The organism is Streptomyces sp. NPDC028711, assembly GCF_055565415.1.
In genome coordinates, this window is sequence record NZ_JBVHUJ010000002.1 from 325,618 (window position 1) to 339,592 (window position 13,975).

At 74.2% G+C, this 13,975-nt stretch carries 14 protein-coding genes; 6 read left to right on the plus strand and 8 right to left on the minus strand.

The window, feature by feature from the left end; genetic code table 11:
* Positions 1-73 precede the first annotated feature (73 nt).
* Together ACZ4VK_RS07290 and ACZ4VK_RS07295 are read right to left on the minus strand one after the other, a co-directional pair.
* Positions 74-928 carry a DMT family transporter gene (locus tag ACZ4VK_RS07290; protein WP_468349432.1) on the minus strand — a complete coding sequence of 285 codons (855 nt, stop codon included), beginning with the start codon at positions 926-928 and terminating at the stop codon, positions 74-76.
* Between the two features lie 126 nt (positions 929-1,054).
* Positions 1,055-1,237: a hypothetical protein gene (locus ACZ4VK_RS07295; RefSeq protein ID WP_468349434.1), complete on the minus strand. Its 183-nt coding sequence runs from the start codon at positions 1,235-1,237 to the stop codon at positions 1,055-1,057.
* Between the two features lie 137 nt (positions 1,238-1,374).
* Here ACZ4VK_RS07295 and ACZ4VK_RS07300 point away from each other — a divergent pair, with 137 nt between their 5' ends.
* Positions 1,375-2,412 (plus strand): NUDIX hydrolase, encoded by a 1,038-nt coding sequence (locus ACZ4VK_RS07300; RefSeq protein WP_468349436.1) that lies wholly within the window; start codon positions 1,375-1,377, stop codon positions 2,410-2,412.
* Positions 2,413-2,444: 32 nt separating this feature from the next.
* Here the strand turns inward: ACZ4VK_RS07300 and ACZ4VK_RS07305 are convergent, their stop codons facing one another.
* Both ACZ4VK_RS07305 and ACZ4VK_RS07310 read right to left on the minus strand, forming a co-directional pair.
* Entirely contained in the window at positions 2,445-3,128 is a 684-nt protein-coding gene (locus ACZ4VK_RS07305; protein WP_468349439.1) for an MBL fold metallo-hydrolase, read from the minus strand.
* Positions 3,129-3,215: 87 nt separating this feature from the next.
* A complete protein-coding gene (locus ACZ4VK_RS07310) occupies positions 3,216-4,580 on the minus strand; it encodes a M20/M25/M40 family metallo-hydrolase (protein ID WP_468349441.1) in 1,365 nt (454 codons plus the stop codon).
* A gap of 317 nt (positions 4,581-4,897) precedes the next feature.
* Between ACZ4VK_RS07310 and ACZ4VK_RS07315 the strand changes: the two genes are divergently transcribed.
* The gene (locus tag ACZ4VK_RS07315; protein ID WP_468350785.1) at positions 4,898-6,331 is read left to right on the plus strand and encodes a geranylgeranyl reductase family protein; all 1,434 of its coding nucleotides are present in this window, start codon (positions 4,898-4,900) and stop codon (positions 6,329-6,331) included.
* A 55-nt stretch (positions 6,332-6,386) separates the two neighbouring features.
* On the opposite strand, the gene ACZ4VK_RS07320 is transcribed toward ACZ4VK_RS07315, so the two are convergent.
* Positions 6,387-6,884 carry a nitroreductase family deazaflavin-dependent oxidoreductase gene (locus ACZ4VK_RS07320; RefSeq protein ID WP_468349443.1) on the minus strand — a complete coding sequence of 166 codons (498 nt, stop codon included), beginning with the start codon at positions 6,882-6,884 and terminating at the stop codon, positions 6,387-6,389.
* Between the two features lie 151 nt (positions 6,885-7,035).
* Here ACZ4VK_RS07320 and ACZ4VK_RS07325 point away from each other — a divergent pair, with 151 nt between their 5' ends.
* The 3 genes from ACZ4VK_RS07325 to ACZ4VK_RS07335 all read left to right on the plus strand — a co-directional run bounded on the left by ACZ4VK_RS07325 (position 7,036) and on the right by ACZ4VK_RS07335 (position 9,890).
* Entirely contained in the window at positions 7,036-7,731 is a 696-nt protein-coding gene (locus ACZ4VK_RS07325) for a TetR/AcrR family transcriptional regulator (RefSeq protein ID WP_468349445.1), read from the plus strand.
* 132 nt (positions 7,732-7,863) lie between these two features.
* Entirely contained in the window at positions 7,864-9,156 is a 1,293-nt protein-coding gene (locus tag ACZ4VK_RS07330; protein WP_468349447.1) for a sensor histidine kinase, read from the plus strand.
* A gap of 68 nt (positions 9,157-9,224) precedes the next feature.
* A complete protein-coding gene (locus ACZ4VK_RS07335; protein ID WP_468349450.1) occupies positions 9,225-9,890 on the plus strand; it encodes a response regulator transcription factor in 666 nt (221 codons plus the stop codon).
* 51 nt (positions 9,891-9,941) lie between these two features.
* Here the strand turns inward: ACZ4VK_RS07335 and ACZ4VK_RS07340 are convergent, their stop codons facing one another.
* Entirely contained in the window at positions 9,942-10,682 is a 741-nt protein-coding gene (locus ACZ4VK_RS07340) for a maleylpyruvate isomerase family mycothiol-dependent enzyme (protein WP_468350787.1), read from the minus strand.
* A gap of 85 nt (positions 10,683-10,767) precedes the next feature.
* Positions 10,768-11,997: an MFS transporter gene (locus ACZ4VK_RS07345; RefSeq protein WP_468349452.1), complete on the minus strand. Its 1,230-nt coding sequence runs from the start codon at positions 11,995-11,997 to the stop codon at positions 10,768-10,770.
* Between the two features lie 115 nt (positions 11,998-12,112).
* On the opposite strand from ACZ4VK_RS07345, the gene ACZ4VK_RS07350 reads away from it, so the two are divergent.
* Positions 12,113-13,339, plus strand: coding sequence for an ROK family protein (locus tag ACZ4VK_RS07350; protein ID WP_468349454.1), 1,227 nt, complete (start codon positions 12,113-12,115; stop codon positions 13,337-13,339).
* An 83-nt stretch (positions 13,340-13,422) separates the two neighbouring features.
* Here ACZ4VK_RS07350 and ACZ4VK_RS07355 read toward each other — a convergent pair whose 3' ends face one another.
* A complete protein-coding gene (locus ACZ4VK_RS07355) occupies positions 13,423-13,890 on the minus strand; it encodes an SRPBCC family protein (RefSeq protein WP_468349456.1) in 468 nt (155 codons plus the stop codon).
* Positions 13,891-13,975: the final 85 nt, after the last annotated feature.

Below are 13,975 nucleotides of genomic sequence, written 5' to 3' on the forward strand. Positions count from 1 at the left end.
CAGAGGCCCGCTGCCGACGGGCGGGGGGACCGACCCCGCGGTCGTCCTCGGCGCGTGGCGGGGGGCCGCGAGGTCAGGACGCGGCGGCCCCGTCGCGGGCGAGCGCGAACACCCCGAGGACGATCAGCGCGACGCCCGCAAGCTGGGGCAGCAGCCACCAGGCCGTCCGTACGTGCTCCTCGTACAGCAGGACGCCCAGGGCCAGGCTCACGGTGGCGTCGCCGAGGGTCAGGGCGGGCTGGGAGGCGACGAGCGGTCCGCCCTGCATGGCGTGTTCGAGCAGAAGGAGGGCTGCGATGCCCGCCGCGCCGAAGGCGTAGGTCTGCCAGGCCGTCAGGAAGGCGCCGATGCCGCCCTCGTCGAGGATGTGCATGGACGTCTTCATGAGGGCCGCGGTGAGCGCGTAACAGATCGCCGTGGCGGCGCCGAGGCAGCCGGCCCTGGCCCGTCCGGGCGGTCTGCGCAGTCCGGTGGCGGCCAGAGCCACCACGGCGACGGCGCAGGCCACGAGGACCGGCACCCAGCGGTCCAGTTCCACATGGGTGCGGTTGCCGGTGGGCGACGCGGCCACGAGCGCCACTCCGAGTCCGGCCACGACCGCCGCCACGGCGGCCCAGAGACGGGCGGGCAGTCGTTCGTGTGCCAGGAGGGAGGCGATGAGCAGGGCGAGGGGTAGTTCGAGTACGAACAGGGGCTGTACGAGAGCCAGCGGCCCGGTCGCGAGTGCCGCCGCCTGCCCGACGCCGGCGGCGATGACGGCGAGGATGCCGGCCAGCCACAGGGGGCGGTGAAGGAGGTCGAGGATCAGTCCGGGCCGGAACGAGCCCGACTGCGGGACGGTGAGCGCGGCACGTCGCTGGAGCACCGTGGCCAGCGCGTTGCTGAACGCCGCGAACAGCGAGAAGAGGACCGGCAGGACGACGCCCATGCACCGATCCTCACCGACGCGGCGGCCGTCCGGGGGACGACACCGCCCGGTGCCGGTGCGGAGGACCCGGTCGGGCCAGGGGCAGGTCGCCGGAGACCGGCCGGTCGATGACCATCAGGCCGACCGTCACTCTCTCCGTAGCCGCTCCGGCGTCCGCTGTTCCACGACCACCAGGAACGTGTCGGTCTCCAGGTCCATGACGACACGGGCCGGCACACCCTCGTCGCGCCGCGCGCCGGCGAACTCCTCCGCGGGCAGGCTGCCCCGCGGACCACCGGCCGGAAAACGTTCGAGAACCGTACGACTCATCTCCGCACCCCCTCGTGCTCGCCGTTCTCAACGACGCTCGCGCGGAAGTGTCACGCACATGCCGAGACGTGTGTTCGTGGGTTTCCGTGGCAGGGTGTTGCGGGCAAGCCACTGGGGGCTACCGAAGAGGGGGAAACGTGATCGTCTGGATCAACGGTGCGTTCGGCGCGGGAAAGTCCAGCACCGCGCGTGAGCTGGTCGATCTGATCCCGAACAGCACGCTGTACGACCCCGAGCTCATCGGCACGGCCATGAGACGGCTCCTCCCGGCCAAGCGGCTCGCCGAGGTCGAGGACTACCAGGACCTGCCGATCTGGCGGCGCCTTGTCGTCGACACCGCCGCCGCCCTGCTCGCCGAGGTGGGGGGCGTCCTCGTGGTCCCCATGACCCTGCTCCGGCAGGAGTACCGCGACGAGATCTTCGGAGGGCTCGCCGCCCGCCGCATCGAGGTGTGCCACGTACTGCTCGCACCGGAGGAAACGATCCTGCGGGGGCGTATCGACGGCCGTTCGGAGTACGGCGACCCCGAGGTGGACGCACGTGTACGGGAGTGGTGCCACGGGCACCTCGCTCCGTACCGCGCCGCCGCCCTCGGCTGGCTCGCCGCCGACGCGTACCCCGTCGACACCTCGGCGCTCACCGTCGCCGAGGCCGCCCGGTCCGTCGCCGACGCCGTCCGGAACGGTCTCGTCACCCCCCGCGGCATCGTCCAGACCCCCGAACCCACCGGGGAGACCCTCGCCGCGGGCGTCCTGCTCTTCGACGAGCAGGACCGCTTCCTCCTCGTCGACCCCACCTACAAGCCGGGCTGGGAGTTCCCCGGCGGCGTCGTCGAACCGGGCGAACCCCCGGCCCGCGCCGGAATGCGCGAGGTGGCCGAGGAGATAGGCCTCGAACTCGACGCCGTACCCCGCCTCCTGCTCGTCGACTGGGAACGCCCCCAGCCCCCCGGCCACGGCGGACTGCGGCTCCTCTTCGACGGCGGCAGGATCGGCGCCGAGGACACCGCGCGCCTCCGCCTCCCCGGCGCCGAACTCCGCGGCTGGCGCTTCGTCACCGAGGAGGAGGCCGCCGAACTCCTGCCGCCCGTCCGCTACCACCGCCTCCGCTGGGCCCTGCGCGCCCGGGAACGCGGGACGGTCCTCAACCTGGAGGCGGGGGTTCCGGTGGGCTGACGGTCGCCGTCACCACGCGGGCACGGACGGTGTCACTGTTCCGCCGCCGCGGCGAACAGGGTCGCCGTGTCCTCGGTCACCGGCGCGCCGTGGCCGCAGCACAGCACCGACGGGGCCAGCTTCGCGAGGCGCCGCATCGACTCCAGGGCGAGCGCGCGGTCGACATGGAACACACCGAAGGTCACGCCCTGGACCGACGCCACCGTGTCCCCGGTGAACAGCACGCCATGGCGCGGAAGGTGCACGGCGAGCGAGCCCGGCGTGTGCCCCGGCGTGTGGACCACCACCGCGCCGTCGCCGAAACCGAGCTCCTCGCCGTCCTCGACCTCCCGGTCCACCCGCGTCGGCGGCGCCTCCGGCACGGTCAGGCCGTGCCGGAACAGCGGGACCTCCCAGTCCAGGAGGTCCGGTTCCGGCACCGGCGCCTCGCCCCGGATCACCGGAGCGTCGAGCCGGTGCGCCAGGATCTCGGCACCGTGCCGGTCGGCCAGCTCCTGCGCCGAGCCCACGTGGTCCCGGTGGCAGTGGGTCAGCACGATGCGGCGCAGCCGGTCGGGGCCCAGACCGGCCGCCCGTATCGCCGCCCCCGTCTCGGCCGCCGTGCCCGTCCAGCCGGCGTCGATCAGGGTCAACTCCTCTTCGTCCCGCCAGAGGTAGGCCTGGCCGATGGAGAAGTCGAGGAGGTGCAGCCTCGGGGTGATCGGGATGAGTTCCATACGGCGAACCTACGTAACCCCGCGGGTCCGCCGTACGCTTCTCCGCTCTCGGCGAGATTCGCCGAGCGCTGAAAACCCGATCCCCGGTCAGACCTGCTTGGAGCGTGCGTAGTTGAGCAGGAAGTGCGCCTCGGCGACCGAGAGCCGCTCCAGCTCCTCGGGCGAGACGGACTCGTTGGGCGCGTGGATCTGCGCCTCCGGCTCGCTCAGACCGATCAGGAGGATCTCCGACTCCGGGTACAGCTCGGCCAGCGTGTTGCACAGCGGGATGGAACCGCCCATGCCCGCCGTCTGCATCTCCTCACCGGGGTACGCGATCCGCATCGCCTCGGCCATCGACGCGTACGCCGGGCTCGACGTGTCCGCCTGGAACGGCTGGCCCTGACCGACCTGCTCCAGGGAGACCCGCGCGTTCCACGGCGTGTGCTTCTCGATGTGCGCGAAGAGCAGCTTCGTCGCCTCGGCCGCGTCCTGGCCCGGCGGCACCCGCAGGCTGATCTGGGCGCGGGCGGAGGAGGGGATGGAGGGGGTCGCCCCGGCGACCGGGTGGCAGTCGATGCCGATCACGGTGACGGCCGGCCGCGCCCAGATCCGGTCGGCGACCGTGCCGTTGCCCGGCAGGCCGACGCCCGAGAGGACCTTGGCGTCCTGACGGAAGTCCTCCTCCGGGTACTGCAGGCCCTCCCACGCCTTGTCGCACGGCAGGCCGTCGATGACGGTGGAGCCGTCCGGGCCGCGCAGCGAGTCCAGTACGCGGATCAGCGCGGCCAGCGCGTCCGGCGCGGCGCCGCCGAACTGTCCGGAGTGCAGGTTGCCCCCCAGGGTGTCGATCTGGACCCGGATCATCGTCATGCCGCGCAGCGTCGCGGTGACCGTCGGAAGGCCGACCCGGAAGTTGCCCGCGTCGCCGATCACGATCGCGTCGGAGACGAGCAGCTCGGGGTGCTGCTCGGCGTACCGCTCGAGACCGCCGGTGCCCTGCTCCTCCGAGCCCTCGACGATCACCTTGACCGTCACGGGGATCCCGCCGTTCGCCTTCAGGGCGCGCAGCGCGAGCAGGTGCATGATGAAGCCGCCCTTGCAGTCGGCGGTGCCGCGCCCGTACCAGCGGCCGTCGCGCTCGGTCAGCTCGAACGGCGGGGTGAGCCACGCGGACTCGTCCAGCTTCGGCTGGACGTCGTAGTGCGCGTAGAGGAGGACGGTCGGCGCTCCGGCCGGGCCGGGCAGTATGCCGTACACCGCCTGCGACCCGTCCGGGGTGTCGAGCAGCACCACGTCCTGGAAGTCCTCGGCGCGCAGGGCGTCCGCGACCCAGTTCGCCGCCGCCTCGCACTCGCTGCGGGGCGCCACGGCCTCGTCCGCCACCGACTCGAAGGCCACCAGCTCGGTGAGCTCGGCCTTGGCCCTGGGCATCAGGGACCGGACGGTCTCGGCGATCGGATTCGAGGTCATGGGCACGCTCCTGATGGGTGCGACGTTACGACGTAAGGACGGCGATCGGCGTATGTCGTGGTACGACGAACGCACCGCCGATCCTACGGCGCGGGCCTCTGGCTACCGCGCCGTAGGATGCGTCAGGAGCAGACCACCGGTCGGATCAGGAGCAGAAGCACATCGTGAGCAGCGAGCACGCAGAGAACGCCGGTCCGGAGAACACCGCGCCCGAAGGCGCGGCTCCTGAGGGCATCGGTGTGGACGGGGCAGCGGACCAGGACGCGACGGCGGACGCGGACGGGGACTCGGTGGAGGCGGACGGGCGCGCGAGCTCGGTGGAGGCGGACGCCGAGGGGGACTCGGCGGAGGCGGACGGGGAGGCGGAGGTCTGGGACGTCGTGGTCGTCGGCGCGGGTCCCGCAGGCGCGACCGCGGCCTACGCGGCGGCCGTCGCCGGCCGCCGGGTGCTGCTCCTGGAGAAGTCCGAGCTGCCCCGCTACAAGACGTGCGGCGGCGGCATCATCGGCCCGTCCCGCGACGCGCTGCCGCCCGGTTTCGAACTCCCCCTCCAGGACCGGGTGCACGCCGTCACCTTCTCCCTGCAGGGACGCTTCGCCCGTACCCGCCGCTCGCGCCGGATGCTCTTCGGGCTCATCAACCGCCCCGAGTTCGACGCGCAGCTCGTCGAGCACGCGCAGAAGGCCGGTGCCGAACTGCGGACCGGTGCCACGGTGACCCGGGTGGAGCAGCACGGCCCGGCCGTCCCCGACCGGCGGACCGTCGCCGTCGTCCTCGCCGACGGCGAGACGGTGCTGGCGCGCGCGGTCATCGGTGCCGACGGCAGCGCGAGCCGCATAGGGGCGCATGTAGGGGTGAAGCTCGGCCAGGTCGACCTGGGCCTCGAAGCGGAGATCCCGGTCCCGCCGTCCGTCGCCGAGGACTGGAAGGGACGCGTCCTCATCGACTGGGGCCCGATGCCCGGAAGTTACGGGTGGGTCTTCCCCAAGGGAGACACGCTGACCGTCGGTGTCATCTCGGCGCGCGGCGAGGGCGCCGCCACCAAGCGGTACATGGAGGACTTCGTCGCCCGGCTCGGCCTGTCCGGCTTCGAGCCCACGATCTCCTCCGGCCATCTGACGCGCTGCCGCACCGACGACTCGCCGCTCTCCCGCGGCCGGGTCCTCGTCTGTGGTGACGCGGCGGGCCTCCTGGAGCCGTGGACGCGTGAGGGAATCTCGTACGCGCTCCGCTCCGGCCGTCTCGCGGGCGAGTGGGCGGTACGGGTCGCGGAGGCCGGCGACGCGGTCGACGCCCGGCGCCAGGCCCTCAACTACGCCTTCGCCATCAAGGCCGGGCTCGGTGTCGAGATGGCGGTCGGCCGGCGGATGCTCGCTCTCTTCGAGCGGCGGCCGGGACTGCTGCACGCGACGATCACGGGGCTGCGGCCCGCCTGGAACGCGTTCGCGGACATCACCCGCGGCTCGGCGACGCTCGGCGGCATGGTCCGCTCGAACGGCATGGCCCGGCGGGCCCTGGAGATCCTGGACCGGCGGATGGACACGGCGACCGGCGTCGGCCCCGCGGGCCGCGGGGTGGGGCAGCGCGAGCGGTCGGCTTCGGAGGACGAGGGCGAGCACGAGCGTGAGGGCGTGCCGTCGGCTTCGGAGGGCGCGGGGCAGGGGGCGAGCGCCCCGGAGGCCTCCGGGACTCCTGAGCCGTCCGAGACCCCTCGGGCCCAGGAGGCTCCCAAGGCACCGGAAGCGTCCTGACGTTTCGGTACGGGGATGAGTGAGGCGGCGGACGGGCTCCGCCACGCCGGCCGGTTCACGCGGCCGGGGTGGCGGGGCCCGTCGTCGTGACCAGGAAGACCGGATGCTTCGGGGCGACGGCGCGCAGCTCCTCCTCGGAGGAGTCGGGGCCGACGCCGCCGAAGAAGACACCGACCTCGGCCTTCCAGCGCTTGAGATAGGCGCGGAGCAGCGAGGGCTTGTCGTCGTCCGCCACCTCGACGGCGGTGAACTCCTGCACGTGCCTGCCGAGGATCAGCTGCCCGCCGCCCGCCGCCCGCATGTTGTGGGTCCACTGGACATGGCCTCGGGGGGCCACGAGGTAGCGGACGCCGTCGACCGTGAGGAGGTTGACGGGCGTACGGCGCCACTCGCCGCTCTTGCGGCCGCGGACGGCCAGCACGCGGGAGCCCCGGACGCTGATGCCGCGCCGGGTCACCCAGGCGACGGCGGGGTTGAGAACCTTCACCATGAACCAGCCGGGCTTCATGACGTGAAGGGGGGAGCCGGTGGGGCCGGTGGGCTGGGCGGTCATGGTTCCTCCTGGTGGAGCGGATCGGCGACGGCCACGAGGCGAAGTGTGAGCACTGCTCTCGCTTGAGATCAGTGTGCACGAATCACCGCTCCCAATCAAGAGCAGTGCTCTCGCTTCGTATCGGTGCTCCGAAAGTGCCACACTGCTCTCCATGACGACCGTTCGAGGGGCCCGAGCCCGCGCCCGTATCGAGATCACCGCCGCCATCAAGGACGAGGCCCGCGCCCAGCTCGCCGCCGAAGGCGCCGCGAAACTGTCCCTGCGGGCCGTCGCCCGGGAGCTCGGCATGGTGTCCTCCGCGCTCTACCGCTACTTCCCGAGCCGCGACGACCTGCTCACCGCCCTCATCGTCGACGCGTACGACGCCGTCGGCGCCGAGGCGGAGGCGGCCGCCGCCCAGACGGCGGGGCTGCGCCCGCTTGACCGCTGGACCGCCGTCTGCCGGGCGGTCCGCACCTGGGCTGTCGCGCACCCGCACGAGTACGCCCTGATCTACGGCTCCCCGGTGCCCGGCTACACCGCGCCCCAGGACACCGTCGCCCCCGCCGCTCGCGTCGGCCTGGTCCTCATCGAGATCGCCCGCCGCGCGCACACCGGCGAGGGCGTGGCCCTCCCCCCGCTCCCGGAGCCCCTGCGCCCCGAGGCCACCCGTATCGCCGCGGACATCGCACCGGACCTCCCCCCGGCCCTCGCCGTCGCGCTGGTCGCCGCCTGGTCGCAACTCTTCGGCCTGATCTCCTTCGAGGTCTTCGGCCAGTTCCACCGCGTCGTCGAGGACCGCGACACCTTCTTCGCGACGGCCGCCCGCCGCCTGGGCCAGGACGTCGGCCTGCTGCCGCGCGGCTGAGCCGACGCGACGGCGATGCGCCGGAGAGGCAGGACGGCTCCAGGGCGGGCCCCTCCTACTCCGGCGGGAGTACGGGTGACCACCCCGCCGGGCTGACGTCGTCGCCGGTCCGGCGCGGCTAGCGTGGCGGGCATGGACCAGGAGCGGCGGAAAGGAAACGACCAGCGGCACCCGCAGGACCAGCAGCCGGGCCCGCGGGACCAGCGGGACCAGCGGGACCAGCCGGACCGGTGGCGCGCGTGGGACCCGTGGGCCCCGTGGGGGCGGTGGCGGCGAGGGGACGGGGTTCGGGGGCTGCCCTGGCGGTCCACGGTGCTGATCGCGCTCTTCGTCATCGCCGGAAGCGGCTTCGCCATGCGCAACCAGCCCGACCGGGAGGCGCTCGACGCGTTCGGGCGCGCGCTGCCGCTGCTCGGAGCGGCTGCCCTGCTGTTCCGTCACCGCCGGCCGGTGCCCGTGGTGTTCGGCGTCGCGGCCGTCACCCTCGGCTACCTCGCGGCCGGATACCCCCATGGCCCCGTCTTCCTCCTGGTCGCCGTCGCCTGCTTCGCCGCGGTCGTCCACGGACACCGTGCCGCCGCCGCGTGGGCCCTCGGCCTGCTGTGGGCGGGGCATCTGCTGCTCGCGCACTGGCTCTACCGGTGGCTGCCCCCGACGGGCGACGGCCCCGCCCCCTGGGGGCAGGAGCTCCCCGCGGCCGCCTTCGCCGTCGCCGTCCTCGCCGCCTCCGAGACGGTCCGGGTGCGGCGCGAGCAGGGGGCGCAGCAGCGCGCCGAGCGAGCCGCAGCGGAACGGCGCCGCGCCGACGAGGAACGGCTCCGCATCGCCCGGGAACTCCATGACGTGCTCGCCCACTCGATCTCCGTGATCAACGTCCAGGCGGGCGCCGGTCTCGCCCTCCTGGACTCCGATCCCGAGCAGGCCCGTACCGCGCTCACCACCATCAAGGCGGCCAGCAAGGAGGCGCTCGGCGAGGTGCGCCAGGTCCTCGACACCCTCCGTACCCCCGGTGACGCGCCCAGGACCCCCGCCCCCGGGCTCGGCAGGCTCCCCGAACTCGTCGAGCAGGCCGCCGCCGCGGGCCTGACCGTCACCGTCGCGACAGCGGGCCCGCGGAGCGACCTGCCGCCCGGCGCGGACCTCGCCGCCTTCCGGATCGTGCAGGAGGCGCTCACCAACGTGGTGCGCCACTCCGGTTCGCGTACGGCCCGCGTGCGCATCGGGTACGGCTCCGGGAGCATCGATCTGACCGTGGACGACGACGGGCCCGCGACCCGCACGGAGGCCGGCGGCAGCGGCAACGGGCTCGCCGGAATGCGGGAGCGCGCCGCCGCCCTCGGCGGCACCATCGAGGCGGGCGCCCGCCCGGACGGCGGCTTCCGCGTCCACGCGGTGCTCCCGCTGCCCCCGGGGGAGGCCCCGTGACCGGAGGAGACGCCGTGACCGGAGAGAGCGCTGTGGCGGCAGGAGATCCCGTGGCCGGAGGAGGCGCCGTGATCCGTGTGCTGCTCGCCGACGACCAGGCGCTGGTCCGGGCGGGGTTCCGTGCGCTGCTCGACGCCCAGCCGGACGTCGAGGTGGCGGGGGAGGCCGCCGACGGCGGCGAGGCCGTGGAACAGGTGCGGGTCCTGCGCCCCGACGTGGTCCTCATGGACATCCGGATGCCACGGCTCGACGGCCTCGAGGCCACCCGGCGCATCACGGACGACCCGGATCTCGGCGGTGTCAGGGTCGTCATGCTGACGACCTTCGAACTCGACGAGTACGTCTTCGAGGCGATCCGCGCCGGTGCCTCCGGCTTCCTCGTCAAGGACACCGAGCCGGAGGAGCTGCTGCGGGCCGTGCGCGCCGTCGTCCACGGTGACGCCCTGCTCTCCCCGGGTGTCACCCGCCGGCTGATCGAGGAGTTCGCGGCCCGCTCCAGGGCTCCGGGCGCCACGGCCGCGCTGGGCGCCCTGACGGAGCGGGAGCGGGAGGTGATGGCCCTGGTGGGGATGGGTCTTTCGAACGAGGAGATCGCCCGCAGGCTGGTCGTCAGCCCGCTCACCGCCAAGACCCACGTGAGCCGCGCGATGGTGAAGCTCGGCGCCCGCGATCGCGCGCAACTCGTCGTCCTCGCCTACGAGTCGGGCCTCGTACGACCGGGCTGGCTGGGCTGAGCGGCGGGCCCCCACCGAGCAGCTCAGCGACCGGCCACCCCCGCCCCAGGATCAGGTGACCGCCGACGTCTCCCGCCACACCCGGGCGAGTTCCGGGTCCCCCGTCAGCGTCACGGCCCCGTCCGGCAGTCTGTTCCACAGGTGCAGGTACAACCGGCCGGCGGGACCGCTCAGTTCCGTGTCGGCCACCGCCCCCTCGCCCCGTTCCGTCCTCGGCGGCTCGTCCGCCGACAGGCGTACGGTCCAGATGTCACCGGTGTCCGTGGCCCGTACGCGCAGCGTCCGGGGCTCCGGCGTCCGCACCCGGCTGCGGTCCCTGCCGTGGAACCCGCGCAGCAGCTCGTCGACGCCGTCGGCGGCGACCGCCGGGTCCACCGGCCCGGGACCGGCCGGGAGCGCCGACTCGGCGTCCGCGCGGTGGACGGTCGTCTCGTGCGCCTGCCGCCTCGCCCAGAAGGCGAGCGGCGAAGGCGCGGGGAGGAAGGTCCAGCACTCCAGGTCCTCCGGCGCCGCGCGCAGTGCGGCGACGAGGCCGGCGTGTCCCTCGCGGTAGTGCGCGAGCAGTTCGTCGCCGTCGAGCGCCGGTTCGCCGCCGTCCGGCTGGTACGTGGTGTGACGCTCGGTCACGAAGGCGGTGGCCCAGCGGTGGACCGTCGTCGTGTGCCGGAGGAGGTCCCTGATCCGCCATCCCGGGCAGGTCGGCACCTCCGCGTCCGGCCCGGCCCCGGCCGCCGCCTCGGCGAGGGCGCGGCCGGCCCTGTCCAGTGCCTCGATGTGCTCCGTGATCTTCATGGGTCCCCCCGTCGTAGCGTCCATGGCCGGATTCTCGCAGCTCCGGTGGCCACGGCGGCAGGGTTAACGGCCGTACGATATCCGGTCAACTCGCCGGATTCGTCCCCGCGTTCCGTGCCCAGTAGCCCATCACCGCGGCGCCGGCGGCGAGTACGGCGACGGTGGTGAGCGCCGTCGGCAGCGAGAACCAGTCGGCGAGGAACCCGATCGACGGCGGGCCGAGCAGCATGCCGCCGTAACCGAGGGTGGACGCGGTCGCCACGCCGCCGGGGCCGGCGACGGCGCCCGCGCGGGCCACGGCGACGGGGAAGATGTTGGCGAGGCCGAGGCCGGTCACCGCGAAGCCGAGGAGCGTGGCCCACACCGTCGGTGCGAGCGCGCCGAGCAGCATCCCAGCGGCGGCCGTGGCGCCGCCCGTGACCAGGGTGCGGGTCTGGCCGAGGCGTTCGAGCAGGGCGGTGCCGGAGAGGCGTCCGACGGTCATGGTCAGGGCGAAGACGGAGTACCCGGCCGCGGCGACGCCGGGGTGCGCGCCCAGGTCCTGTTCGAGGTGGAGCGCGCCCCAGTCGGCGAGCGCCCCCTCGCCGTACGCCGTGCAGAGGGCGATCACCCCGAAGACGAGCACGGTACGGCGGGCCCCGCCCCGCGGCGCGCCGTCGGCGGTGCGCGCGGGGGTGAGGGACTCGGGCGGTGGCGCGGGGGAGGGGTGGCGCAGGAGTACGGGTCCGGCGACGGCCGTCAGGACCAGGCCGACGCCCGTGAGGCCGATGAGGTGGGCGGTGGGGGAGAGGCCCCCGGCGAGCAGTCCGCCGAGGCCCGCGCCGATCATCCCGCCGAGGCTGAACGCGGCGTGGAAACTGGGCATCACCGGGCGCCTGAGCGCGGTGACGAGATCGACGGCGGCGCTGTTCATGGCGACGTTGATCCCGCCGTACGCGGCGCCGAAGACCAGCAGGACGAGGCCGAGGGCGAGGGGGGAGCGGGTGAGCGCCGGGAGGGCGACCGAGAGGGAGAGGAGCACGGCGGTGGCGACGGTGACCGCGTGGGAACCGTAGCGGCGGCAGAGCCGGCCGGTCAGCGTCATCGTGATCACGGCGCCCGCGGACACCCCGAGGAGGGCGAGGCCGAGGTCACCGGCCGAGGCGCCGGTCTGCTGCTTGACGGCGGGGATCCGGACGACCCAGCCGGCGAACAGGAAGCCGTCGAGTGCGAAGAAGAGGGTCAGGGCGAGGCGGAGGCGGGACAGGGAGTGGGTGGCGGTGTCTCCGCCGGAGCCCCCCGAGGCGGCCGTCCGTACTTTGTTTAGTAGCGGCACAAACTCAGGATAGGGGGCGACGGGGGAAGCGGGCAAGCGGGCGGCGCCCCTCCGCGCCCCGACCGCGCCAGGGGTACGGGGCGTCCCACCGTCCGATCATGGGAGACTCCCACCCATGAACGGCAAGGCGACGACGATCCGGACACGGCTGGACAGGGGGCGCAACGCGCTCGGCCCCGCGCTGGAGCTGGTGCACACCGGCAGGGCGCCGACCCGGGCCGTCCTCACCGCCGAACTCGGCGTCACCCGGGCCACCGCCGGCGCCGTGGCCGCAGAGCTCGAGGCCCTCGGTCTCATCCGCGTCGACTCCAACCCCGGCGCCGCCGCCGGCTCCCAGGGGCGGCCCTCGCACCGCCTCGCCGTCGACGAGAAGGGTCCCGTCGCCCTCGCCGCCCAGGTCCACGCCGACGGCTTCCGCGCCGCCCTCGTCGGGCTCGGCGGCACCATCGTCGCCACCGCCCCCGGCTGCGTCACCGTCTCCGCCGACCCCGCCCAGGTCCTCGGCGCCGTCGTCGACGCCGGAGCCGCCCTGCTCGAGGCGAGCGGCCGCCGGTGCGTGGGCGCCGGGCTCGCCGCCCCCTCCGCCGTGGCCGAGCCCGAGGGCACCGCGCTCAACCCGCTCCACCTCGCCTGGCCCGCCGGGGCACCGGTCCGGGAGATCTTCGCCGAACGGGTACGGGCCGCCGGCATCGACGGCCCCGCCTTCACCGGCAACGACGTGAACCTCGCCGCCCTCGCCGAGCACCGCCACGGCGCGGGCCGCGGCGCCCGCGACCTGCTCTGCGTCGCCACCGGCCACCGGGGCGTCGGCGGCGCGCTCGTCCTCGACGGGCGCCTCCACACGGGCAGCGCCGGCCTCGCCCTGGAGGTCGGCCACCTCACCGTGAACCCGGAGGGCCGCCCCTGCCACTGCGGCAGCCGTGGCTGCCTGGACGTCGAGACCGACCCGCTCGCCTTCCTCACGGTCGCGGGCCGCGCCCCCGGCCCCGAGGTGTCCCTCCTCCAGCAGTCCCGCGACCTGCTGCGCACCCACCCCGACGACCCGGGCGTCCGCGTCGCCGTCGGGGAGCTGATCGACCGTCTCGGTCTCGGCCTCGCCGGGCTCGTGAACATCCTCAACCCGGACCGGATCATCCTCGGCGGCCTCCACCGGGAGCTCCTCGACGCCGACCCCGAGCGCCTCCGCGCGGTCGTCGCCGACCGCAGCCTGTGGGGCCGCAGCGGAGGCGTGCCGATCCTCCCCTGCACCCTGGACCACAACAGCCTCGTCGGCGCCGCCGAACTGGCCTGGCAGCCGGTGCTCGACGACCCGCTGGCGGCGCTCGGCCGTGAGGCGGCCTGACGCCGACGCCGCGCCCGTACGGGACCGGCCCCGCGTGAAACGACCCCGGCCCGTACGGCGCCGATCCCGTCCGCGCTTCCGTGCTACCCCTCGGACCGGCCCTCGACCAGCCCGGCGAGCCGGTCCAGGGCCATCCGTGTGCCCGTCTTGTTGTCGGCGGCGGGCACGGCGTCGGGGACGCCCTCGTGGACGACGAGCACATCCGTGCCGCCCTCCATCGCGATGAGCGTCGTCGTGAGGGTCATCGCACCGTGCAGCCGGGGGTCCGGGGTCTCGAACTCGATGACCTCGACCACGCGTTCGTCCGCGAGCAGCTCCACGAAGCGGCCGTGGTACGTGTCCGTGCGCGCCCCCGACTTCCCGGCGCCGTCCTCCGCGTCGTAGCGCAGCGAGACCCGGAACGTGCCCCCTTCGCGCGCGTCGAACTCGTGCACCTCGCAGGTCATCCCGTACGGCACCCGCCAGCGTGCGAAGGCCTCCGGGTCGAGCAGGGCCCGGTAGACGGCCGAGGGCGGGGCCTCGACATGGCGGGACACGTGTGTCGTGTACATCTGCACCAGGCTAGGCCGCTTCCTGTGGGATCGCCCCCCGGCCCCGTGACCCGCTTGTCCGGGAAGACGCTCCCTCTGCCGGAAA